Below are 23,723 nucleotides of genomic sequence, written 5' to 3'. Positions count from 1 at the left end.
GTGAATGGCCCTGGATATCCTGTCGAAAACAGTGTTCGATGAGAGTATCCTTGTCGCCCGACGCGCGTTGCGCGCCACCACTCCGCGAGGATCCCGATGGCTCGTCCCAGACAGCATGCACCCGAGGCGCTCCATGCCCACGTCATGGACGCCTGCGATGCCTGGCTTAAGCAGCATCCGGTCCACACGCTTTCGCTGCGGGCGCTCGCGCGGGAGGTCGGCTGTGCGCCCAGCACGCTGCTCAAGCTCTACGGCAGCTTCAGTAACCTGCTGCAGCACGTCAACGTCGAGACCCTGGCCCGGCTGCGTGAGGTGATCGAGCCGCTGCTCGCCGATCAGGTGCCCGAGCAGCGCCTCAAGGCCCTGGCGCGGGTCTACTGGCAGTTCGCCCGCCAGGACCCCCATCGCTGGCAGCTGCTCTTCGACTATCCGCTGGCTCAGGAGGGCGAGCTGGATCAGCGTCAGAACGCGATGATCGAGGGGCTCTTCCTGCGGGTGGAGGCGACCCTCAAGGAGTACCAGCCGTCGCTGGATGACCTGGAGGCGTGGCGGCTGAGTCGCACCCTTTGGGGCAGCGTGCACGGCCTGGTTCAGCTGGGCCTCAACGAGCGTCTCGGCCACTGGCACGGCGAACCGCTGGAGGTGGGCGAGCTGCTCGACCAGCTGCTCTCGACCATCCTGGCCGGCCTCGGGCGCGCGCCAGACGCGCCGTGATGTCCCCGCTGCTGTGGGGGGCGACGGGGCTGGTGATGGCGGCGGGTGGCTGGCGGCTGGCCAGTGCCCCGCGACCCTTTCTGCGGGGCGCGCTCTTCCTGTTGCTTCATCTGGTCTATCGGCTGCGCTTTCGTGGTCGCGGAAGCATTCCCGCGAGCGGTCCGGCCATCGTCGTCTGTAACCACGTCAGCTTCATGGACGCGCTGGTGGTGGGCGTGGCCAGCCCCCGGCCGCTACGCTTTTTGATGGACAAGCCGATCTATGATTCGCCCTGGCTCAACTGGCTATTTCGCCGGGTGGGGGCCATTCCCGTGGACGCCGATCGGCGAGATCCGGGCAGCGTGCGACAGGCGCTGGCCGAGGTCAGTCGGGCGCTGGGGCAGGGTGAGGTGGTGATGGTGTTTCCCGAGGGGCGACTGACACCGGACGGCGAGATACAGCCCTTTCGCCGCGGCCTCGAGCTGATACTGGCTCGCGATGCGGTGCCGGTGATCCCCGCCGGGCTGGCTGGCCTCTGGGGCTCCTGGACCTCGCACCGGGGCGGCAAGGCGCTGACCCGGCCGCCGCGGCGCTGTCGCGCCCGAGTGGCGCTCTACTTCGGCGAGGCCATGCCGCCCGGCGAGGCGAGCCGGCAGCGCGTCGCCGAGCGGGTGCACGCCCTCAAGGTCGAGGCCGATGGCTGGGCCGAGCCCGACGCGGACCGCGACTAGGCCGCGCCGGTCTCATCCGGGGCCTGGATGGCGGGCCTCACGCGACCCGTGCGGCGCGACGCACCGGCTGCCAGCAGCGGGCGGCGGTGATCAGGTTGTCGCGCACCTCGAGGATCTCCATGCGCACGTTGCCGATCTGCAGGCAGACCGGTCCGTCGGGGAAGGACTCCAGGTGCTCGAGGATAACGCCGTTGAGGGTCTTGGGGCCGTCGGTCGGCAGCTGCCAGCCCAGCGCCTTGTTGACATCGCGGATGTTGGCGGTGCCGTCGATCAGATGGCTGCCGTCGTCCTGCGGGTGGATCTCCTGGTCGAGGCCCGCCACGTCGGTGGTGAACTCGCCGACGATCTCCTCGAGGATGTCCTCCAGGGTCACCAGGCCCTCCACGTCGCCGTACTCGTCCACCACGATCCCGATGCGCCGCTTCTGCTTCTGGAAGTTGAGCAGCTGGGTGTGCAGCGGCGTGGACTCGGGAATGAAGTAGGGTTCCCGCGCCTCCTGGACGATGGCCGCCTTGGTCACGTCGCCGCGGGAGAGAAAGCGCGCCGCGTTGCGCAGGTGGAGCATGCCGATGATGTTGTTGATGTCGCCCTTGTAGACCGGTACCCGGGTATGCTGGCTGGTGCGGATCTGGGCCAGGATCTCCTCCAGGTCGTCGTCCAGGTCGAGGCCCATCACCTCGTGGCGCGGCACCATGATGTCGTTCACGGTGACGTTCTCCAGGTCGAGGATCGACAGCAGCATCGACTGGTGGCGGCGGGGGATCAGCGTGCCGGCCTCGTGCACCACGGTGCGCAGTTCGTCGCGGGTCAGGTTGTCGGCGCCGCCGTCGATGCTCTTCACGCCCATCAGGCGCAGCAGGCCGTTGGAGATCGCGTTGACCAGCCACACCAGCGGGTAGAGCAGCTTGAGCAGCGGCTCCAGGGCCAGCGAGGCGGGGTAGGCGATGCGCTCGGGCTTGATTGCCGCGTAGGTCTTGGGCGTGACCTCGGCGAAGATCAGGATGGTGATGGTCAGAAGCGCGGTGGCGACGGCCGGGCCGGTCACCTCGCCGAAGAAGTGGATGGCGATGATGGTGGCGATGGAGGCCGCCAGGTTGTTGACGAAGTTGTTGCCGATCAGGATCACGCCGATCAGCCGATCCGGCCGCGACAGCAGGCGCATGACCCGCTGGGCGCGCGACTCGCCGCTGCTCGCCTGATGGCTCAGGCGGTAGCGGTTGATCGACATCATTCCGGTCTCGGAACTGGAGAAGAAGGCGGACAGGCAGACGAGCAGGAACAGCAGGCCGAACAGCAGTCCCAGCGGGAAGTCGTCACTCAATGTCGAAGGATCCTCAAAGGCGTATCAGGCTCGAGTTGTAGGGGCTCGGCCAGCGGGTGTCAAGGCGGTGCCGGGCTCAGCCGCGGTCGAGCACGATCTCCAGCACGAACTTGCTGCCGAAGTAGGCCAGCAGCAGCACCAGGCAGCCGCCCAGGGTCCAGCGCACCGCGCGCATGCCGCGCCAGCCCAGTCGATGGTGGCTGAACAGCAGGGTGGCGAAGATCACCCAGGCGGCCAGCGAGAGGATCGACTTGTGGGCCAGGTGCTGGGCGAACATGTTGTCGACGAACAGGAAGCCGCTGACGATCGACAGGGTCAGCAGGATCATGCCGGCCCAGATCATCTCGAAGAGGATCCGCTCCATGGTGGTCAGCGGGGGCAGCGACTGGACGACGCCGCGGATGTGGTGATGGCGCAGCGCCTGGTTCTGGATGCCCAGCAGCACCGCCTGGACGGCGGCGATCGCCAGCAGGGCGAAGGCCAGGGCGCTGCTCAGCGCGTGCAGGGCGATGCCCGGGGTCATGCCGGTGGCACGCTCCGGACTCGGCAGCCCCGATGCCAGCAGCAGGCTCAGGCCGGCCAGCGGCAGCAGTCCGGTGGCGATGTTGAGCACCGGCTTGAAGAGGCTGGCCAGCAGCAGCACCAGCACGGCCAGCGCGCCGACCAGCACCGCGCTGGTCGAGAGGCCGGGCAGCAGGGAGTCGCCCCGGGCCAGCAGCGTGGCGGCCAGCGGCAGGTGGCAGAGCAGTCCGAACAGGGCCAGGGCACGCACCAGCATGTCGCGCGGTGGTACCCGCCGGGCTAGGGCGAGGCCCTGCCAGGAGGCGGCCCCCAAGTAGAAGAGGAAGGCCATGACGGCAAGTGATAGCGGCTGCATCGATCGCTGTCCGTGCGCCTTCGCCAGCGCTTATGAAATGGTATTGCTACTATACCGAATCCCCACGGCGGCGCACAGCGCGGCGGCGCTCCCTCGGGGCAGCGAATGCCGGTCATGCATGGAGACTGCCGGCCAGGGCGCGTATAATTTTCGACCATTGCAGGGAGCCCCGGCCGATGCCGGAGCGGTTTCCCCGGCCATCGTGATTGGAGAGGCCCCATGTTCCAGAATCTCAGCGAGCGTCTGTCCCAGACGCTCAAGTCCATCAAGGGTCAGGCCCGCCTGACCGAGGACAACGTCAAGGACACCCTGCGCGAGGTGCGTCGAGCCCTGCTCGAGGCGGATGTCGCGCTGCCGGTGGTCAAGGCCTTCATCGACCGGGTGCGCGAGCGTGCCGTGGGTCAGGAAGTCTCCCAGAGCCTTTCCCCGGGCCAGCAGTTCGTCAAGATCGTCCAGCAGGAACTCGAGGCGATCATGGGCGAGGCCAACGAGGGCCTGACCCTCAAGGGCTCGCCGGCCGTGGTGTTGATGGCCGGCCTGCAGGGCGCGGGCAAGACCACCTCGGTGGCCAAGCTGGCGCGCTACCTGCGCGAACGCGATAAGAAGAAGGTGCTCGTCGTCTCGGCCGACGTCTATCGTCCGGCGGCCATCGACCAGCTCGAGACCCTGGCCCGTGAGGTCGAGGTCGACTTCTTCCCGTCGCGCAGCGATCAGCAGCCGGTGGCCATCGCCAAGGCGGCGATCAAGCACGCCAAGATCCAGTTCCATGACGTGGTGCTGGTCGATACCGCCGGTCGCCTGGCCATCGACGAGGCGATGATGGCCGAGATCCAGGCGCTGCATAAGGCGGTGGTGCCCGACGAGACGCTGTTCGTCGTCGATGCCATGACCGGCCAGGACGCCGCCAATACCGCCAAGGCCTTCCACGAGGCGCTGCCGCTGACCGGGGTGATCCTCACCAAGGCCGACGGCGATGCCCGCGGCGGCGCGGCGCTCTCGGTGCGCCACGTCACCGGCAAGCCGATCAAGTTCATGGGCGTGGGCGAGAAGGTCGACGCCCTCGAGCCCTTCCACCCGGACCGGGTGGCCTCGCGCATCCTCGGCATGGGCGACGTGCTCTCGCTGATCGAGGAGGCCGAGCGCACCGTCGACAAGAAGAAGGCCGACCAGCTCGCCAAGAAGGTCAAGAAGGGTCAGGGGTTCGACCTCGAGGACTTCCGCGACCAGCTCCAGCAGCTAAAGAAGATGGGCGGCATGGGCGGCCTGATGGGCAAGCTGCCGGGCATGGGGCAGATGGCCGAGATGGCCCAGGGCCCAGGACCCGAGAAGGAGATGGGCAAGCTCGAGGCGCTGATCAATTCGATGACCCCCCAGGAGCGGCGCAAGCCCGAGATCATCAACGGCTCGCGCAAGCGTCGCATCGCTGCCGGTGCCGGCCTGCAGGTGCCCGACCTCAATCGCCTGCTCAAGCAGCACAAGCAGATGCAGAAGATGATGAAGAAGGCGGGCCAGAAGGGCGGCATGCAGAAGATGATGCGCGGCATGTCCGGCATGATGGGCGGCGGCGGCCCGGGTGGCCCTGGCGGCATGGGCGGTATGGGTGGTCCCGGCGGGATGCCCCGGCGCTGAGCCGGCGCATGGCGCGGTGTCGAGCGCAAAAAGGTTTCCAAGTCGAGCGATTTTCCGTAGAATATCGCGTCTTCACAGGCAGGACCGCGATCGACGCGGTCATCGTCGTGACCGAATGACCCGAAGCCGGGCCGTCGGCCCGCTTCCCGGAGCAGATTGGCGAGGGCCAGCAGGGTATCGGCACCTCGGCCGAAACATCCGTAACTTCAACCGAAGGATAATCAACGCATGGTTACCATTCGTCTGGCACGTGGTGGCGCCAAGAAGCGTCCCTTCTACCACCTCACCGTGACCGATTCTCGCAAGTCCCGTGACGGTCGCTTCATCGAGCGCCTGGGTTTCTTCAACCCCGTCGCCCGCGGTCAGGAAGAGCGCCTGCGCGTCGACCTGGAGCGCATCACCCACTGGCAGAGCCAGGGTGCCCAGCTCTCCGACCGCGTCGCCGAGCTGGTCAAGGAAGCCCGCAAGCAGGCCTGATAGGTCTGACTTGCCTGCTGCAACGGTCCAGGGGTCGTCGATGAGCGAACATGCGCAAGCGCAGCCAGCCGACGATCACGTGGTGCTGGGCAAGCTGACCAGCCCCTACGGCGTGAAGGGCTGGCTGAAGGTGTATTCGTATACCAGTCCCATGGACGGCATCCTCGACTACGAGGCCTGGGTGCTGCGCCAGGGGAGTCGCCTGACCCGCGCGCGCCTGCTGCAGGGGCGCCGCCAGGGCAAGGGCCTGGTGGCGCAGCTCGAGGGGGTCGACAGCCGCGAGGCGGCCGAGGCCCTGGCGGGTGCCGAGATCCTTTTGCCCAAGGCCGAACTGCCCGAGCTCGACGCCGATGACTTCTATTGGTATCAGCTCGAAGGGCTCGCCGTGGTGACCCGCGACGGGCTGGCACTGGGCCGCATCGACCACCTCTTCGAGACCGGCGCCAACGACGTCATGGTGGTGAAGGGCGAGGCCGACGAGCGCATCGAGTCGCGTGAGCGACTGCTGCCCTTTCTGCCCGGTGACGTCGTGCTGGAGGTCGATCTCGAGGGTGGCGTGATGACCGTCGACTGGGATCCGGAGTTTTGAGTTCCGATTCGATCCCGTCGCCGGCCATGTGGATCGGCGTGGTGTCGCTGTTTCCCGAGATGTTCGAGGCGATCACTCGTCACGGCGTCACGGGTCGCGCGGTGGAGAAGGGGCGCATCGCGCTCGAGTTCTGGAATCCCCGGGACTACGCCACCGACCGCCATCGCACCGTGGACGACCGCCCCTACGGTGGTGGCCCGGGGATGCTGATGAAGGTCGACACCCTGCGCTCGGCCATTCACGCCTCCCGCGAGCGCGCCGAGGCCGCCACCGGCCAGCGGGCCAGGGTCATCTACCTTTCTCCCCAGGGGCGGCGGCTGGATCAGCAGGGCGTGCAGGAACTGGCCTCGGGCCCCCCGCTGGTGGTGGTGGCCGGGCGCTATGAAGGCATCGATGAGCGGGTGGTGGAAGCCGACATCGATGAGGAGTGGTCGATCGGCGACTATGTGCTCAGCGGCGGCGAGCTGCCGGCCATGGTGCTGATCGATGCCGCGGCGAGACTGGTGCCCGGGGTGCTGGGCCATCAGGATTCCGCGGTCGAGGACTCCTTCAACGACGGGCTGCTGGACTGCCCGCACTATACGCGCCCCGAGGATGTCGACGGGCGGCGAGTGCCGGAGGTCCTGCTCAGCGGCCACCATGGCGCCATCCGGCGCTGGCGGCTGAAGCAGTCACTGGGGCGGACCTGGCTCAGGCGTCCCGACCTGCTGGAAGGCAGGTCGTTGAGCGACGAGCAGCGCGTGCTGCTCGAGGAGTTCATCGAGGACTACGCGCTGGCCGCGAAGTAGGTCAGGGCGGAGGTGCAGGGCGCGTCCCCGGGACGGCGGACCTGTGTCACCAACGGCATTCCCGCGCTCTCGAGCTCGACTCGGGCGCCGGGATCACGACGCACCGGCGACGAACCGCATCCGGCGCGTCACGAGATATTTTTGAGGAGTTGTTGTCATGAGTAGCAAGAACAAGGTGATCCAGGCGCTCGAGACCGAGCAGATGAGCAAGGAAATCCCGGCCTTCGCCCCCGGCGATACCGTGATCGTCCAGGTCAAGGTCAAGGAAGGCACCCGCGAGCGTCTCCAGGCCTTCGAAGGCGTGGTCATCGGCAAGCGTAACCGCGGCCTGAACTCCGCCTTCACCGTGCGCAAGATCTCCCACGGTGTCGGTGTCGAGCGTACCTTCCAGACCTACAGCCCGCTGGTCGATTCCATCGAGGTCAAGCGTCGCGGTGACGTGCGCCAGGCCAAGCTGTACTACCTCCGCGAGCGCAGCGGCAAGTCTGCTCGCATCAAGGAAAAGCTGGCCTGAGGCGAGAGCCTCTGCCCGCGTGTGGCGTCGGGGCTCAGGCCCTGACCCCACTTCCGGAACCCCGTCACCGCTGCCGCGGGGCGGGGTTTCGTTCTGATTGGGCCCGTTCGGGAGTCGTATGGGAAGCACCACGCAGGCCGCCGCGCTGATCGATGCCTTCCTCGACGGCCTGTGGCTGGAGCAAGGCGCCAGCGACAACACGCTGAGCGCCTATCGCCACGACCTGACGCGCTGGCAGGCCCGCCTGACAGCGGTCGGCGAGCCGCTGCTGTCGCCGACGAGTACTGCCCTGCCGGCCTGGCTCGACGAGCGTCGCACGGCGGGCTACAGCCTGCGCAGCAACGCGCGGCTGCTCTCGAGCCTGCGGCGCTTCTACCGCTGGGCTCTCGGTGAGGGGCTGGTCGATCACGACCCGCTGGTCGACGTGCGCCTGCCCCGGGTGCGCCCGGCGCTGCCCGACACCCTGGAGGAGGACGAAGTGGAGCGCCTGCTCGCCGCGCCGGACCTCACCACCGACCTCGGCGTGCGCGACCGGGCCATGCTGGAGGTGCTCTACGGTGCCGGGCTGCGGGTCACCGAGCTGGTGGGGTTGACCACCGATGCGGTCAACCTGCGCCAGGGCGTGGTCAGGGTGCGCGGCAAGGGCGACAAGGATCGCCTGGTGCCGCTGGGCGAAGAAGCCGTGAGCTGGCTCGAGCGCTATCTGCGAACCGCTCGCGGCGCGCTGATGGCGGACATCACCCGGCCGGCTCTGTTCCCCGGGCGCGACGACCGCTGCCTGACCCGCCAGGCCTTCTGGTACCGCATCAAGGCCCATGCGCGGGTCGCCGGGATCGATCGTCCGCTGTCGCCGCACACCCTGCGCCATGCCTTCGCCACTCATCTGTTGAATCATGGCGCCAACCTGCGTGTCGTACAGCTGCTGCTCGGTCACAGCGATCTCTCGACCACGCAGATCTATACCCATGTGGCGCAGGTGCGACTCGAAGACCTGCATGCCAACCATCACCCTCGAGGCTGAACCATGAGATTATCGATCCTTACCCTATGCGGGGGCCTGCTGGCCGCGTCCCTGGCCCTGTTGCCCGTTGCCCAGGCCGACCCGGCCCGGCAGCTGGCCGAGACCCTGTCGGTCAACGGCCAGCCCATGCCGGTGGAACGTGTGCGCGAGACGCCGCTGGAGGGCTTCTATGAGGTGACGCTTTCGAGCGGCGAGACCTTCTACAGCAACGCCGACGGCAGCCACTTCCTGGTCGGTGACCTCTACGAGAACGCCGAGCGCGGCCTGGTCAACCTCACCGAGCAGGGCCGCAACGCCGAGCGCAGCGCGCGACTCGCCGCGGTGCCGGAGAGCGAGCGGGTGATCTATCGCGGCACCGGCGAAACGCGCGCCGAGCTGGTGGTCTTCACCGACACCACCTGCCCCTACTGCCGCCAGCTCCACGAGGAGGTGCCGCGGCTCAACGAGATGGGCATCGAGGTCCACTACCTGGCTTTCCCGCGCAGCGGGTTGGGTTCGCCGGGCGGACGCCAGCTGCAGCAAGTGTGGTGTGCCGACAACAAGGCCGAGGCGATGTCGGCGGCCAAACGCGAAGAAGCGCTGAGCGGCGCCGCGGACTGCGACAATCCGGTCGAGGAACAGTATCATCTGGGCATGCAGCTCGGCGTGCAGGGCACGCCGGCGATTGTGCTGCCCGACGGCCGCCTGGTGCCCGGCTATGTGCCGGCGGAGCGTCTGGCCGCCATGCTCGGCCTGAGTGAATGATGGCCGAGTGATGACCGACGCCGACGAGCGTCGGCACGAGGGGCCCTGCGGGCCCCCTTACACGCTGAGACACATGCCAGAACAAGGGGAAAGACATTGAAACCGGTGAGAGTGGGAATCTGTGGCCTGGGGACCGTCGGTGGCGGAACCTTCAACGTGCTGACGCGCAACGCCGACGACATCGCCCGGCGGGCGGGGCGTCCGATCGTCATCGAGCAGGTCGCCTACCGCAGCCCCAATCCCGGTTGTGATACCACCGGTATCAAGACCACCGCCGACGTCTTCGAGGTGGCCTCCAACCCCGATGTCGACGTGCTGGTCGAGCTGATCGGCGGCTACGACGTGGCCCGCGAACTGGTGCTGACCGCCATCGAGCACGGCAAGCACGTGGTCACCGCCAACAAGGCGCTGATCGCGGTGCACGGCAATGAGATCTTCAAGGCGGCCCATGAGAAGGGCGTGATCGTCGCCTTCGAGGCCGCCGTGGCCGGCGGTATCCCGGTGATCAAGTCGCTGCGCGAGGGCCTCGGCGCCAACCGCATCGAGTGGGTCGCCGGGATCATCAACGGCACCGGCAACTACATCCTCACCCACATGCGCGACGAAGGCCGTGCCTTCGAGGACGTGCTGGCCGAGGCCCAGGCGCTGGGCTATGCCGAGTCCGACCCGACCTTCGACGTCGAGGGCATCGACGCCGCGCACAAGCTGACCATCCTCGCCTCCATCGCCTATGGCGTGCCGCTGCAGTTCGAGAAGTCCTACACCGAGGGCATCTCGCGGATCACCGCCGAGGACGTGGAACAGGCCGATAACCTGGGCTACATCATCAAGCATCTGGGGCTCTCCAAGCGCACCGAGTCCGGGCTCGAGCTGCGCGTGCACCCGACCCTGATTCCCAAGGACCGGCTGCTGGCCAACGTCCACGGCGTCAAGAATGCCATCGCCGTGATGGGCGACGCCGTGGGCCCGACCCTCTACTACGGCGCCGGTGCCGGCGCCGAGCCCACCGCCTCCGCGGTGGTCGCCGACCTGCTGGACGTGGCCCGCGACATCTCCACCGACCACCACTACCGCGTGCCCTACCTGGCCTTCAGCGGCATCGACGAGGATGTCAGCCAGCTGCCGATCATGCCCATGGAGGACATCACCACCGCCTACTACCTGCGGCTCTTGGCGGTGGATCGCCCCGGCGTGCTGGCCCGGGTGGCGACCATCCTCTCCGAGCAGGGCATCTCCATCGAGGCGCTGATCCAGAAGGAGGCCACCGAAGGCGAGCTGGTGCCGATCATCCTGCTGACTCACCGTACCCGCGAGAAGCAGATGAACGAGGCCATCCGCCTGATCGAATCGCTGGCCGACGTCGCCGGACCGCTGACGCGGATCCGCGTCGAGTCGCTGGACGAGGAGTAAGACATGCGCTACATCAGCACCCGCGGGCAGGCGCCCGCGCTCTCCTTCGAGGAGGTCGTGCTCACCGGCATGGCCAGCGACGGCGGCCTCTACGTGCCCGAGACGATCCCCGAACTCGGCCATGACGACCTGGCCGCCATGGCCGGGCTCTCCTACGCCGAGATCGCCTTCCGGGTCATGCAGCCCTACGTCAACGGCGAGATCGACGACGACACCTTCCGCGGCATCGTCGAGGAGGCCTACGCCACCTTCAGCCACGACGCCGTGGTGCCGCTCAACCAGCTCGATGCCAACCACTTCCTGCTCGAGCTGTTCCATGGCCCGACGCTGGCCTTCAAGGACGTGGCGCTGCAGCTGCTCGGCCGCATCCTCGATCACTTCCTGAAGAAGCGCGGCGAGCGGGCGGTGATCATGGGCGCCACCTCCGGCGACACCGGTTCCGCCGCCATCGAGGGCTGCCGCCACTGCGACAACCTCGACATCTTCATCCTCCATCCCCACAACCGGGTCTCGGAGGTGCAGCGTCGCCAGATGACCTCGGTGCTCGCCGACAACGTCTTCAACGTCGCCATCGAGGGCAACTTCGACGACGCCCAGGCGATGGTCAAGGCGAGCTTCGCCGACCAGGGCTTCCTCGACGGCACCCGACTCGTCGCGGTGAACTCGATCAACTGGGCGCGCATCATGGCCCAGGTGGTCTACTACGTGGCCTCCGCCGTGGCCCTGGGCGCCCCGCACCGCGAGGTCAGCTTCTGCGTGCCCTCGGCGAACTTCGGCAACGTCTTCGCCGGCTACATCGCCAAGCGCATGGGGCTGCCGGTTGCGCAGTTCATCATCGCCACCAACGCCAACGACATCCTGCACCGCACGCTGGCCGCCAACGACTTCTCCAAGCAGGAGCTCAAGGCCACCCTGGCGCCGTCCATGGACATCGTGGTGTCGTCCAATTTCGAGCGGCTGCTGTTCGAGGCCTACGGCCGCGACGGCGATGCGGTGAGGGCGCTGCTCGAGCGCTTCCAGAACGAGCCGACCGCTCTGGCCGATGCGCCGCTGGCCCGGCTTCGCGAGAGCTTCGCCAGCCACAGCGTGGACGATGCCACCATCCTCGAGGTGATTCGCGAGGCGCACCATCGCACCCAGGAGATCCTCGATCCCCATACCGCCACCGGCTACCGGGCGGCCGAGCGGGCGCGCGCCAATGCCACGACGCCGGTGATCACCCTGGCCACGGCCCATCCGGCCAAGTTCGCCGAGGCGGTGGTCAAGGCCGGCTTCCCGGGCGTGCCGCTGCCGCCGCACATGGACGACCTGCTGGAGCGCGAGGAGCGCTACACCGTGCTGCCGGCAGAGCTCTCCGCGGTGCAGAAGTTCGTGGTTGAGAACCGCCGCTAAAGCGTGCAGCTGAAAGTAAAGCAGCGAGGGGCGCCGGGGATAGGCCTTGAGGGGGTCCGATGCCATGGATGGCATCGGTAGCGCCCAGGGAGGGGTTAACAGCGCCCCCGAACAGGCCCATCGCCGGATCAGCCCCGAGCGGGGATCTCCGGCATCACCAAGTCCTGAGCCCTTCTCACGATGCCCCTCGCTCAGCCTGGAGGCCTTCCCCTGCCTCTCGGGTTCACCCCTGAACTTCAGAGGAGCCTGGCGTGGACGCCGTGACCGATCCCATCGACCTGAATGAACGCCTCCAGCCGCGCATCGAGCCGCGTCCCCGCGACGAGGCGCTCTATGCCCGTGCTCGCGAAGAGGGGCTCTCCGAACTTCAGGCCCGGGTGCTGGCCGGGCGGCTTGCCGGCTACGAGGGCGAGCTTGGCCCGCTGGTCTCGCCGAGCCTTCGCCACCTGGCGCACCCCGAGAAGCTCGCGGATGCCCGCCGCGCGGCCGAGCGTATCGCCCAGGCGGTGGTCGACGGCGAGCACATCGGCATCCTCACCGACTACGACGTGGACGGCATCACCTCCCACGTGGTGATCCGCCGCACCCTGGTGGAACTCTTCGGGGTGCCCGAGGCGAAGCTGCACAGCCTAATCGGCCATCGCATCCACGACGGCTACGGCATCAGCCTCCCGCTGGTGGAGCGGACGCTTGCGCTCTCGCCGCGGCCGAGCCTGGTGATCACCGCCGACTGCGGCAGTAGTGACGAGCCGCGCATCGCGCGGCTCAAGGCCGCCGGCGTCGAGGTGGTAGTCAGCGATCACCACGCCCTGCCGCTCGAGGGGCCGCCGGCCTCGGCCTACGCCACCGTGAACCCGACCCGCGACGACTGCGACTACCCGGATCCGACCATCGCCGGCTGCATGGTGGCGTGGCTCGTCATGTCGCTGGCCCGCCAAGTGCTGGTCGAGTGGGGCGTGCTGGCGCCGGCCACCCCCAAGCTCTCGCCCTGGCTCTCTTACGTGGCGCTGGGCACCGTGGCCGACTGCGTGTCGCTGGGCGGCAGCGCCGCCAACCGCGCCGTGGTTCACCACGGCCTAACCCTGATCAACCGCATGGAGGCCGCCTGCTGGCGCACCATGGCCGAGCGCCTGGGGGCTGACAGCGTGCCCTTCGACGCCGAGACCCTGGCCTTCCAGATGGGGCCGCGCATCAATGCCCGCTCACGGCTCGACGACCCCTACGCGGCGCTGCACTTCATGCTCGCCGCCAACGAGGCGGTGGCCCATCGCCACCTCGAGACCCTCGATCAGGACAACCAGTCCCGCAAGGCGATCGAGGCGGAGATGGCCCAGCAGGCCAAGGCGCTTGCGGTGCCGGCGCTGAGCGCCGACGAGCCCGCCATCGTGATCTATCTGGAGGAGGGCCATCCCGGGGTACAGGGCATCGTCGCCTCGCGACTGGTGCAGGCCTTCGGCCGGCCGGCCCTGGTGCTGACGCCGGCGGCGGCGCCCGGGATGCTGACCGGCTCCGGGCGCTCCATCGAGGGCCTGCACCTGCGCGAGGCCCTGCAGCGCACCTTCGAGCTGGCACCCGAGGCGCTGCCGCGCTTCGGCGGCCACCGCGGCGCCGCCGGGGTGGGGATGCCGGCCGAGCGGCTGACGGAGTTCCGCGCCGCCTTCCTCACCGCCGTGGGCGAGCAGCTGGGCGATATCGAGCTGCGCCCGCGCATCCTCACCGATGGCGAGCTCGCGCCCGACCAGCTCTGCCTCGCCACCCTGGATGAACTCGAGCGGCTCGCGCCGTTCGGCCGTGAGTTCGATGCCCCGCTTTTCGAGGGCGACTTCCTGGTCGAGTCGCTGCGCCCGGTAGGTGCCGACGGCAGCCACCTGATGCTCGAGCTTTCGGCCGGCGCCACCAGCCTCAAGGCGATCTGGTTTCGCGCCCTCACCCCCGGCGAGGTGCCGGCCTTCGGCGTCGGCGCCACCCTGCACTGCGCCTTCAAGCTCAACCGCAATCGCTGGCGGGGACGCGAGAGTTTGCAGCTGATGATCGAGCACGCCGAGCGTAAACCCTGATTTCCCGCTGCGCTCGATATCCGGGTCGCCGGCGAAGCCTCGCAATCCTCATTGAGCAGCCAGTCAACTCCGGTTGCTCCTCTCCGGCGGCAGCCAGCCTCCCTTCGCTCGCGACGGAAATCAGCGCTCACGAATGTTTTAGGAGCACGTGATGGACCCTAAGGAACTGCCCACCGACCCCCATCGCCTCCACGAGGACGTCATGGCGATGCTGATCGGCACGCTCTTCGTCGCGCTCGGCGTGAGCTTCTATACCCAGGCGATGCTGCTCACCGGCAGCACCGCGGGCCTGGCCTTCCTGCTGCAGTACGCCACCGGCTGGCGCTTCGGGGCCGGCTTCTTCCTGATCAACCTGCCGTTCTACTGGCTGGCGATCCGGCGCATGGGCTGGGGCTTCACCCTGCGCACCTTCGTGGCCATCGCCCTGGTCTCGATGTTCTCGGAGCTCACCGCCGGCTGGGTGGGCTTCGAGTCGATCCAACCCCTCTACGCCGCCCTGATGGGCGGCAGCCTGATTGGCATCGGCATGCTGGTGCTCTTTCGTCACCGCACGAGCCTGGGCGGCATCAACATCCTCTCGCTCTACCTGCAGGACCGCTACGGCTGGCGGGCGGGCTATGTGCAGCTGGGCATCGACGGCGGGATCATGCTGATCGCGCTCTCGATGCTGCCCCTGGAGCGGGTCGGGCTCTCGGTGCTCGGCGCCGTGGCGCTCAACCTGATCATCGCCCTGAACCACAAGCCGGGCCGCTACATGGGCGTCAGCTAACGACCCGTCGGCGGTCCGCCCGGGGAAGGGCCTCAGTAGGTCGGCCAGACCCCGGGCGTGGCGAGTTCCAGCAGATGGTCGTCGGGATCCCGGAAGTAGATGCTTTCGCCCCCGCGCGGCCAGTGGGTGCGCCCCTCGATCGCGACGCCGTGCTCTGCGAGCCGCGCCTCCCTGTCGAGATCCTCTCTCTAACTTAGCAGTCTTCGGCGAGCGCTCTCGAGCCTCGTCGCCTCCCTTCATGCGCCGCCCCGTCCTGGGCGGCGCTCGTCGTGAATTGCCCCTCACCCTGAACGGCCGCGAGGCGTGGGCGGCGACGTGCTTCGATAGCTATATGAATCAATGCTCACATGTCTCCGGCTTGACCAGAGTCACGAGGGTCGGGCGGAGAGCGACTAAAGTGTTAAGACACCATTAACACGGTAACCCAGGCGTCGTGATTTCCGTCCGATGGCTCGTCTCGAGCCACGACGGCGCCAAGGGCACGACAAGACCTTCAAGGAGGGCGATATGGGTGAGGCCAACGATCAGGGCGAGACCCGTTCCAGCGGCAAGCGGCGCGAGTGGCTTGCCTTCCTGTTTGTGACGGCGGTGGTGGTTCCACTCCTGACCATTGCGGTAGTAGTCGGCTATGGCTTCGTGGTGTGGATGTTGCAGATCTTCGTGCTGGGCCCGCCCGGGCATGGCGGTTAACCCTCACGAATCAGTCGAGCGAGAAGAGACATGAAGATCATAGCGGCGCTGTGGAATACGCTGAAACGCCCCCCCGTGCACATCAGCCTGGGGGTCATCATCATCGTCAGTTTCCTGGCGGGCATCATCTTCTGGGGCGGCTTCAACACCGCGATGGAGGTGACCAACACGGAGAAGTTCTGCGTCAGCTGCCACGAGATGGAGAACAACGTCTATCAGGAGCTGCAGCAGACGGTGCACTGGTCGAACCGCTCCGGCGTTCGCGCGATCTGCTCCGACTGTCACGTCCCCCACAACTGGACCGACAAGATCGCGCGCAAGATGCAGGCCAGCAAGGAGGTGTGGGGCGCCATCTTCGGCACTATCGATACCCCCGAGAAGTTCGAGGCCAAGCGCCTCGAGCTGGCGCAGCACGAGTGGGCCCGCTTCAAGGCCAACGGCTCCCAGGAGTGCCGCAACTGCCATGACTACGACAGCATGGACTGGAGCGAGATGAGCGACGAGGCGCGGCGCTTCATGGAGCCTGCCGCGGAGCGCGGCCAGAGCTGCGTGGACTGCCACAAGGGCATCGCCCATCAGCTGCCCCAGCAGATGGGCAGCGTCGATCCCCTGCTCGCCGGCCTGGTCCGCGAGGCGACCTCGGTCAGCCTGGACGAGGGGGAGACCTACTACAGCGCCAAGTCCGTGGATCTTTACACCGATGCCGAGCGCACCGAGCAGGCGGGCGTGCTGCAGGTAGCGACCGAGGTCAATGTGCTCGAGACCCAGGGCGAGAGCGTGAAGCTCGAGATCGCCGCTTGGCGCAAGGAGAAGGGCTTCGGGCGCGTGCTCTACGAGGACTTCGGCCAGAACATCAGCAGCGCCGTGCTCGACAAGGACATCGCCCAGGACGGAGCAATGATCGAGACGCATCAGAGCGATGTCGTCGACGAGCTGACCGGCCTGCCCTGGGGCCAGGTGTCGGTGACGCTGTGGGCCGAGAAGGGGGCCTACCTGGGCAACCGCGAGGCGCTCTGGGAGACCGCCGGACAGACCTACCGCGACGCCTGCAGCGTCTGCCATACCGAGCCTGCGCCCGAGCATTTCGATGCCAACACCTGGCCGGCCATGTTCTCGGGGATGGTGGGGTTCACCAACATGAGTGCGCCCACGCAGGAACTGGTGCTCAAGTACCTCCAGATGCACTCCTCCGACTTCGTCGACGCTGCCCACTGAGTCCGCCCAAGGAGCTCTCATGACTATTAGCCGCAGAAGTTTCCTCAAGGGGGCGATGGCAGGATCCGCCGCCTCGCTGATCGGCCCAGGGCTGCTCGCCTCCTCGGCGGTCGCCGCCGAGGAGGCCGAGGTCGGGTTGGGCGTCTGGAAGACGTCCGGTTCCCACTGGGGCGCACTGAACGCCCTGGTCAAGGGCGGCAAGGTGGCCGAGATCAAGCCGTTCGGCGCCGACCGCCACCCCACCGAGATGCTCAACGGCATCAAGGGGCTGATCTACAACCCTTCGCGCATCCGCTATCCGATGGCCCGGCTGGAGTGGCTCAAGCATCGCCAGGACGCCGACCGCACCACCCGCGGCGACAACCGCTTCGTGCGCCTGACCTGGGACGCCGCGCTGGACCTCTTCCACGAGGAGCTGGAGCGCACCCAGACCGTCTACGGCCCCTGGGCGCTCTACGCCGGTGCGACCGGCTGGCGCCAGACCGGCCAGGTGCACAGCTGCGGCAACCACATGCAGCGGGCGGTGGCGATGCACGGCCACTTCGTCAAGAAGGTGGGGGACTACTCCACCGGCGCCGGGCAGGTCATCCTCCCCTACGTGCTCGGTTCCACCGAGGTCTACAGCCAGGGCACCTCCTGGCCGCTGATCCTTGAGAACAGCAAGACCGTGGTGCTGTGGGCCAACGATCCCTACAAGAACCTGCAGGTGGGCTGGAACTGCGAGACTCACGAGTCCTACGCCTACCTGGAGCAGCTCAAGGACAAGGTGGCCGACGGCAGCATTCGGGTGATCAGCGTGGATCCGGTGCGCACCAAGACCCAGAACTACCTGGGCTGCGAGCAGCTCTACCTCAACCCGATGACCGACGTGGCCTTCATGCTGGCCATGGCGCACACCCTCTATAACGAGGAGCTCTACAGCCAGGCGTTCATCGACGCCTACGCCCTGGGCTTCGACGACTTCATCGCCTATGTCCAGGGCGAGGGCAACGACGGCGAGGCCAAGACGCCGGAGTGGGCCGCGCCGATCTGCGGCGTTCCCGCCGAGCAGATTCGCGACTTCGCACGGCTGCTGGCGGCCGATCGCACCCAGCTGCTGTTCGGCTGGGCGATCCAGCGCCAGCAGCACGGCGAGCAGCCCTACTGGATGGGCGCGGTGCTGGCCACCATGCTGGGCCAAATCGGCCTGCCCGGCGGCGGCGTGAGCTATGGCCACCACTACAGCTCTATCGGCGTGCCCTCCTCGGGGGCCAGCGCGCCGGGCGCCTTTCCGCGCAACGTGGATGCCGGCAAGACGCCCGAGCACGACAACACCGATTTCCAGGGTGCGGCCTCGACCATTCCCGTGGCGCGCTGGATCGACTGCCTGCTCAACCCCGGGGAGAAGATCCAGTACAACGGCAGCGAGGTGGTGTTTCCCGACATTCGCATGTGCGTCTTCAGCGGCTGTAACCCCTGGCATCACCACCAGGATCACAACCGCATGAAGCAGGCCTTCCGCAAGCTCGAGACCGTGGTCACCATCGACTACGCCTGGAACGCGACCTGCCGCTTCTCCGACCTGGTGCTGCCGGCCTGCACGCAGTTCGAGCGCAACGACCTCGACGTCTACGGCTCCTACTCCAACCGCGGCGTGCTGGCCATGCACAAGCTGGTGGACCCGCTGTTCCACTCGCGCAGCGACTTCGACATCTTCACCGACCTGTGCCGGCGCTTCGGGCGCGACGAGGAGTACCGCCAGGAGCTGGACGAGATGGGCTGGGTCAAGAAGCTTTACGACGAGTGTCGCGAGGCGAACACGGCGCTGAGCGCCGCGCCCGGGGGCGATGAGCCGACTTCGCCGATGCCCGACTTCGCGACCTTCTGGAAAGAGGGCTACGTCGACTTCGGACCCGGCGAGAACTGGGTACGCCACGCGGACTTCCGCCAGGCGCCCGAGGTAAACGCGCTGGGTACGCCCTCCGGCTTCATCGAGATCTCCAGCCGCAAGATCGGGCGCTACGAGTACGACGATTGCCAGGCCCACCCGACCTGGATGGAGAAGGTCGAGCGCTCCCACGGCGGCCCCGGCTCCGATCGCTACCCGCTGTGGCTGCAGTCGGTGCACCCCGACAAGCGGCTGCACTCCCAGATGTGCGAATCCGAAGAGCTGCGCGCCACCTACGCGGTGCAGGGACGTGAGCCGATCTTCATCGGCCCCGAGGACGCCGAGGCGCGCGGGATCCTGGATGGCGATCTGGTACGCGTTTATAACGATCGCGGCCAGCTGCTGGCGGGTGCGGTGGTCTCCGACGACTTCCCGAGCGGCGTGGTGCGCATCCAGGAGGGCGCCTGGTACGGCCCGGTGGGTCCGGAGATCGGCGCGCTGGATACGTACGGCGACCCCAACACCCTGACCATGGATGTGGGCACCTCGAAGCTTGCCCAGGCGCCGAGCGCCAACACCTGCGTGGTCGAGATCGAGCGTTTCGAGGGCGAGGCGCCGGCGGTGACCGCCTTCGGCGGACCGGCCACGGTGGACGTATGAACCAGCGGACGACGCCCGCACCCTCGGAGCAAACGGTGGAGCCGGCCGACTGGTCGGCCATCTGGGGATCGGAGAGCCTGCTTTGCGGTTGGTTCGCCACGCTACTCAGCGCCGAGCTGGATGAGGCGACGCTTGCCCGCTATCGCCGGGGCGAGGCGCAGCCGCTCTTGAACCTGCTGCGCGATGAGCATGGCCTTGTAGACGAGGTGGCGCGGGTCGACCGCGCCCTGTCGCAGCTGGTGATGTTCACCACGCCGCAGCTGGAGCTCGCCGCCGATTTCGCCGAGCTGTTCCTGGCCGATGCGCGCAGCGGCGCGCCGCCCTACGCCTCGCTGTATGCCGACGAAGCTGGGCGCTTCCACGGGGCCGCGGCCGAGCGCATGGAGGCGCGCCTCGCCGAGGCAGGCTATGCGGTTCGCCGCGAGGTGGGCGAACCTGCCGACCACCTGGCGATCATGCTCGACTATCTGGCCCGCCGCCTCCTGAGCCTATCCGAGGCGAAAGGCGAAGGGGAGGAGGTAGGGAGTAGCGAGGCGCTGCGCCTCGATACCCGCGGCTTCCTCGCCGAGGAGCTCTGCCTTTGGCTTCCCCGCCTCGTCGAGCGCAGCGCTGCGCCGACCACCGCCAGCGACTTCTACCCGGCCGTGCTGGCGCTGACGGCCGCCTACCTCGAGACCCTGCGTGAGGCGCTCTAGCCTCGACCATGACGTGTTACGACGGCGACCGGAGCACAGAGCTCCGGTCGCCGTTTTTTTTGCGTTTGGCCACACCTAGCCGGCCGCCCAGAACCACCAGGCGATCAGGGCGATCAGGGCCAGGCCGGCGAGATTGACGATCCAGCTCATCGTGCGTCCTCCTGCTTCGAGCCGCTGTCCTGTGTATCGCCACGGACCTCGGCGGCGGGGCGGAACAGGCGCAGCCGGTTGGCGTTGCTCACCACGGTGATCGAGGAGAGCGACATGGCGGCGCCGGCGATCATCGGCGAGAGCAGGGTGCCGGTGACGGGGTAGATCACCCCGGCGGCGATGGGGATGCCCAGCACGTTGTAGCCGAAGGCGCCCACCAGGTTCTGCTTGATGTTGGCAAGCGTCGCCCGGCTGATCTCGATGGCGGCGGCCACGCCGTGCAGCGAGCCGCGCACTAGGGTGATGCCGGCGCTCTCGATGGCCACGTCGGTGCCCTGGCCGATGGCGAAGCCCACGTCGGCGCGGGCCAGCGCCGGGGCGTCGTTGATGCCGTCGCCGACCATGCCGACCACCTCGCCCTGGGCCTGGCGGCGGCTGATCTCGTCGAGCTTGTCCTCGGGCAGCAGGCCGGCGCGGAAGTCGTCGATGCCCACCTCCCGGGCGATGGCGGCGGCGGTGTGCTCGTTGTCACCGGTCAGCATCACCACCGTCAGGCCGTCGGCCTGCAGGCGCTTCACCGCCTCGCGGGTGTCGTGGCGCAGGGGATCGCTGATGCCGAAGATCGCGGCGAGCCGGCCGTCCACGGCGAGATAGACCACGGTGCGCGCCTTCTCCTCGAGACTGCCGGCGATCTCGCGACCGGCGTCCAGCGTGACGCCGGCCTCCTCCAGCAGCCGGGCGTTTCCCAGCAGCAGCGGCCGGCCATCACCGGTCGTTGCCGTGATGCCGCCGCCGGTGACGGTGTCGAAGTCGGTGATCTCGCCGGGCTCGGCGCCTTGCTCCTCGGCGTGAGCCATCAGCGCCTCGGCCAGGGGGTGCTCGGAGCCGCGCTCCAGGGCCGCGACCAGGCCCAGTACCGCCTGTTCGTCGCCCTCGAAGCCCGCGTCGGTCAACACATGGGCCTCGGTGACCCGGGGCTTGCCCTCGGTGAGGGTGCCGGTCTTGTCCACCACCAGGGTGGAGAGCCTGCTGGCGGTCTGCAGGGCGTCGCCATGGCGCACCAGCACGCCGTGCTCGGCGGCCTTGCCGACCCCGATCATGGTGGAGATCGGCGTGGCTAGCCCCAGCGCGCAGGGGCAGGCGATGATCAGCACCGTGGTGGCGGTGACCAGCATGTGGATCACCCGCGGCTCGGCACCAACGTTGAACCAGGCGAGCGCGGTGATCACGGCGATGATCATCACCGAGGGCACGAAGACACTCGATACCCTGTCGGCCAGCTGGCCAATGGGCGGGCGGGAGGCCTGGGCGCTGGCCACCTGTTCGGTGATCTGGCCGAGGCGCGTGTTCGCCCCGACCCGGGTGGCCCGGTAGACCAGGCCGCCCTTGCCGTTGACGGTGCCGGCGCTCACCTCGTCGCCTTCGCCCTTGGCCACGGGCACCGGCTCGCCGGTAAGCATCGACTCGTCGATGTGGCTCTGCCCCTCGGTCACCTCGCCGTCCACCGGCAGGCGCTCGCCGGGGCGCACGCGGATATGGTCGCCCTGGCGCACCTCGTCGATGTCGACCTCGCGCTCCTTGCCGTCGCGGATCACCCGGGCGGTGCGGCTCTGCAGGTCGAGCAGACGCTTCAAGGCCTCGCTGGTGCGCCCGCGAGCACGCAGCTCCAGGGCGTTGCCCAGCAACACCAGGCCGATGACCATCGCCGAGGCTTCGAAGTAGATGCCCCGGGCCACCTCCGGCAGCCAAGGGCCGACGGCCACCACCGCCATGGAGTAGAGCCAGGCGGTGCCGGTGCCCATGGCGATCAGGGTGTCCATATTGGCCTGATGGTGGCGGAAGTTCTTCCAGGCGTTGACGAAGAAGTGGCGTCCCGGATAGGCCATCACGGCCAGCGTCAGCAGGCCGATCGCCAGCCAGTAGAGGCGTCCGCCGCCTACCGGCTGGGGGTGATAGACGAACATGCTGGCCATCAACGGCACGGCGAGCGCCAGCGACAGCAGGCTGCCCCTGAGGCGCTGGCGATAGGTCTGCTCGTCCTTGCGGGCACGAGCCGCTTCCGCCTCGCGCATGTCGACGATGGGCTCGGCGCCGTAGCCCACGTCCTCAACGGCGCGGATCAGGGCCTCCGGGTCGGCGCTGCCGCGCACCTCGGCGGTATGGGTGCCGAAGTTCACCTCCGCGCTGACCACCCCGGGCGTCTGCTCGATGGCCTGCTGGACGCTCTTCACGCAGCTGGCGCAGGTCATGTCGCTGATGGAAAGGCGCCGGGTGGTCGGCCTCTTCTCACTATCCGTCTCACCACCAGGTTCATCACTCGGTGCGTCGCCGGATGCCCGGGGCTCCGCCGACTCGGCGTCTTCGGGTGTCTCGGCCTCGTCGGGGTCATCCGTTTCGTCGGAAGCCTCGTCTTCACCGGGCGGGTAGCCGGCGTCAATCAGGGTCTCGTCCAGCTCGATCGCCGAGAGCGCCGTGGTGATCTCGAGGCGCCGTTCGGCCGGTGTGCCGGTGACGTCGGCCTCGGCGTCGCGTGCCTGGATCGCCTTGCGCATCCGACCGACACAGCCCTGGCAGCTCATGCCCGGAACGTGGCGCTCGTGATGCTGACGCTCGGCCGGCGCCTCGTTGGCCGCCGGATAGCCGGCGTCTGCCAGTGCCTGATCCAGGGCGTCGCCGGTCAGCCGGGTGGCGACCTCGAGGCGTTTTTCGGCGGGGGTGCCGGTAACCTCGGCGTCGGCGTCCTGGGCCTGGATGGCGCGACGCATCGTGGCCACGCAGCCCTGGCAGTTCATGCCGGGCACCCGGCGCTCGAGGGTGTGTCTGGCGTTCATCGGGTCTCCTTGCCGGCGTCGACGTCGGCATTGAGCGGTTCGGGAAAGCTCTCGATCAGGCGGCAGAGGCTGTGTCCGTCCGGCGTGCCGTCGGGCATCTCCTCCCAGGCCGCGAGGGCCTGCTCCATGCGCGTGGCGAGCGCCTCCAGCTCGGCGATGCGTCCGCGGATCTGGGGCAGCCGACTGGCCAGCAGGTCGCGCACCATGGGGCAGGGCGAGTCGCCATGATCGGCATGCTCGAGGATGTCGCGGATCTCAGCCACGCCGAAGCCCAGGGTGCGGGCGCGCTGAATGAAGCGCAGCCGCGCCAGGTCCTGCTGGCCGAATAGCTGGTAGCCGTTATCGGGATGGCGCTCGGGGGTCAGCAGCCCCTCACGGGTGTAGTGACGAACGGTCTCGGCGGTGACGCCGGCCTGGCGGGCGAGTTCGCTGACCTTCATCGAGGGTTCTCCAGTGGATGTCATGACGCGAGTGTAAAACCTTTGGGTAACCCAAAGGTCAAGGGGCAATGGCATCCTACGGACCCTGGCGAGCGTCAAGCGGATAAGTGGATGAAAGATAAAGAAATGAAACGTTCGTTCGACTAAAGTATTAGCAGATTTT

The 23,723-nt window shown here is 67.9% G+C and carries 21 protein-coding genes; 17 read left to right on the top strand and 4 right to left on the bottom strand.

All coding sequences use genetic code 11. The annotated features are described in order from the left end of the window. The first annotated feature begins 96 nt into the window (after positions 1-96). Both BM388_RS10590 and BM388_RS10585 read left to right on the top strand, forming a co-directional pair. On the top strand, positions 97-714 hold the full coding sequence (locus BM388_RS10590; protein ID WP_089849934.1) for a TetR/AcrR family transcriptional regulator: 618 nt from the start codon (positions 97-99) through the stop codon (positions 712-714). Beyond that, positions 714-1,424 carry a 1-acyl-sn-glycerol-3-phosphate acyltransferase gene (locus BM388_RS10585; protein WP_089849932.1) on the top strand — a complete coding sequence of 237 codons (711 nt, stop codon included), beginning with the start codon at positions 714-716 and terminating at the stop codon, positions 1,422-1,424. The genes BM388_RS10590 and BM388_RS10585 overlap by 1 nt, the downstream gene beginning before the upstream one ends. A gap of 37 nt (positions 1,425-1,461) precedes the next feature. On the opposite strand, the gene BM388_RS10580 is transcribed toward BM388_RS10585, so the two are convergent. Next, positions 1,462-2,745 carry an HlyC/CorC family transporter gene (locus BM388_RS10580; RefSeq protein WP_089849930.1) on the bottom strand — a complete coding sequence of 428 codons (1,284 nt, stop codon included), beginning with the start codon at positions 2,743-2,745 and terminating at the stop codon, positions 1,462-1,464. Between the two features lie 76 nt (positions 2,746-2,821). Further along, positions 2,822-3,622, bottom strand: a complete 801-nt coding sequence (locus tag BM388_RS10575) for a cytochrome C assembly family protein (RefSeq protein ID WP_089849928.1) — start codon at positions 3,620-3,622, stop codon at positions 2,822-2,824. 219 nt (positions 3,623-3,841) lie between these two features. Here BM388_RS10575 and ffh point away from each other — a divergent pair, with 219 nt between their 5' ends. The 15 genes from ffh to torD all read left to right on the top strand — a co-directional run bounded on the left by ffh (position 3,842) and on the right by torD (position 20,139). Next, positions 3,842-5,251, top strand: a complete 1,410-nt coding sequence (gene ffh, locus BM388_RS10570) for a signal recognition particle protein (RefSeq protein WP_089849926.1) — start codon at positions 3,842-3,844, stop codon at positions 5,249-5,251. Between the two features lie 228 nt (positions 5,252-5,479). Further along, entirely contained in the window at positions 5,480-5,728 is a 249-nt protein-coding gene (rpsP, locus tag BM388_RS10565; RefSeq protein ID WP_071944078.1) for a 30S ribosomal protein S16, read from the top strand. A gap of 40 nt (positions 5,729-5,768) precedes the next feature. Then, a complete protein-coding gene (gene rimM, locus BM388_RS10560) occupies positions 5,769-6,317 on the top strand; it encodes a ribosome maturation factor RimM (RefSeq protein ID WP_089849923.1) in 549 nt (182 codons plus the stop codon). 26 nt (positions 6,318-6,343) lie between these two features. Further along, complete coding sequence (gene trmD, locus BM388_RS10555; RefSeq protein ID WP_089849921.1) at positions 6,344-7,105, top strand: tRNA (guanosine(37)-N1)-methyltransferase TrmD; 762 nt, start codon at positions 6,344-6,346, stop codon at positions 7,103-7,105. Positions 7,106-7,262: 157 nt separating this feature from the next. Further along, positions 7,263-7,619 (top strand): 50S ribosomal protein L19, encoded by a 357-nt coding sequence (rplS, locus tag BM388_RS10550; RefSeq protein WP_089849919.1) that lies wholly within the window; start codon positions 7,263-7,265, stop codon positions 7,617-7,619. 118 nt (positions 7,620-7,737) lie between these two features. After that, entirely contained in the window at positions 7,738-8,640 is a 903-nt protein-coding gene (xerD, locus tag BM388_RS10545) for a site-specific tyrosine recombinase XerD (protein ID WP_089849917.1), read from the top strand. Positions 8,641-8,643: 3 nt separating this feature from the next. Next, positions 8,644-9,384 (top strand): DsbC family protein, encoded by a 741-nt coding sequence (locus BM388_RS10540; protein ID WP_089849915.1) that lies wholly within the window; start codon positions 8,644-8,646, stop codon positions 9,382-9,384. A gap of 96 nt (positions 9,385-9,480) precedes the next feature. Continuing rightward, on the top strand, positions 9,481-10,794 hold the full coding sequence (locus BM388_RS10535; RefSeq protein ID WP_089849913.1) for a homoserine dehydrogenase: 1,314 nt from the start codon (positions 9,481-9,483) through the stop codon (positions 10,792-10,794). A 3-nt stretch (positions 10,795-10,797) separates the two neighbouring features. Beyond that, the gene (gene thrC / locus BM388_RS10530) at positions 10,798-12,186 is read left to right on the top strand and encodes a threonine synthase (protein WP_089849911.1); all 1,389 of its coding nucleotides are present in this window, start codon (positions 10,798-10,800) and stop codon (positions 12,184-12,186) included. A 251-nt stretch (positions 12,187-12,437) separates the two neighbouring features. Next, positions 12,438-14,243 (top strand): single-stranded-DNA-specific exonuclease RecJ, encoded by a 1,806-nt coding sequence (locus BM388_RS10525; protein WP_089849909.1) that lies wholly within the window; start codon positions 12,438-12,440, stop codon positions 14,241-14,243. Between the two features lie 151 nt (positions 14,244-14,394). Beyond that, the gene (locus BM388_RS10520; RefSeq protein WP_089849907.1) at positions 14,395-15,012 is read left to right on the top strand and encodes a YitT family protein; all 618 of its coding nucleotides are present in this window, start codon (positions 14,395-14,397) and stop codon (positions 15,010-15,012) included. Positions 15,013-15,519: 507 nt separating this feature from the next. Continuing rightward, positions 15,520-15,702: a periplasmic nitrate reductase, NapE protein gene (locus BM388_RS10510; protein WP_089849904.1), complete on the top strand. Its 183-nt coding sequence runs from the start codon at positions 15,520-15,522 to the stop codon at positions 15,700-15,702. A gap of 30 nt (positions 15,703-15,732) precedes the next feature. Continuing rightward, complete coding sequence (torC, locus tag BM388_RS10505; RefSeq protein ID WP_089849902.1) at positions 15,733-16,917, top strand: pentaheme c-type cytochrome TorC; 1,185 nt, start codon at positions 15,733-15,735, stop codon at positions 16,915-16,917. A 19-nt stretch (positions 16,918-16,936) separates the two neighbouring features. Next, positions 16,937-19,444 carry a trimethylamine-N-oxide reductase TorA gene (gene torA / locus BM388_RS10500; protein WP_089849899.1) on the top strand — a complete coding sequence of 836 codons (2,508 nt, stop codon included), beginning with the start codon at positions 16,937-16,939 and terminating at the stop codon, positions 19,442-19,444. After that, positions 19,441-20,139 carry a molecular chaperone TorD gene (gene torD / locus BM388_RS10495; RefSeq protein ID WP_089849897.1) on the top strand — a complete coding sequence of 233 codons (699 nt, stop codon included), beginning with the start codon at positions 19,441-19,443 and terminating at the stop codon, positions 20,137-20,139. Before torA ends, torD begins: the two co-directional genes overlap by 4 nt. Before the next feature lie 146 nt (positions 20,140-20,285). On the opposite strand, the gene BM388_RS10490 is transcribed toward torD, so the two are convergent. Both BM388_RS10490 and BM388_RS10485 read right to left on the bottom strand, forming a co-directional pair. Further along, complete coding sequence (locus BM388_RS10490; RefSeq protein WP_089849895.1) at positions 20,286-23,120, bottom strand: heavy metal translocating P-type ATPase; 2,835 nt, start codon at positions 23,118-23,120, stop codon at positions 20,286-20,288. Further along, positions 23,117-23,560 carry a MerR family transcriptional regulator gene (locus tag BM388_RS10485; protein WP_089849893.1) on the bottom strand — a complete coding sequence of 148 codons (444 nt, stop codon included), beginning with the start codon at positions 23,558-23,560 and terminating at the stop codon, positions 23,117-23,119. Before BM388_RS10485 ends, BM388_RS10490 begins: the two co-directional genes overlap by 4 nt. Positions 23,561-23,723: the final 163 nt, after the last annotated feature.

This window comes from Halomonas saccharevitans (assembly GCF_900116405.1).
GTDB lineage: Bacteria > Pseudomonadota > Gammaproteobacteria > Pseudomonadales > Halomonadaceae > Halomonas > Halomonas saccharevitans.
The sequence above is the reverse complement of the archived record's forward strand: the minus strand, read 5'-3'. Positions and strand labels throughout refer to the sequence as shown.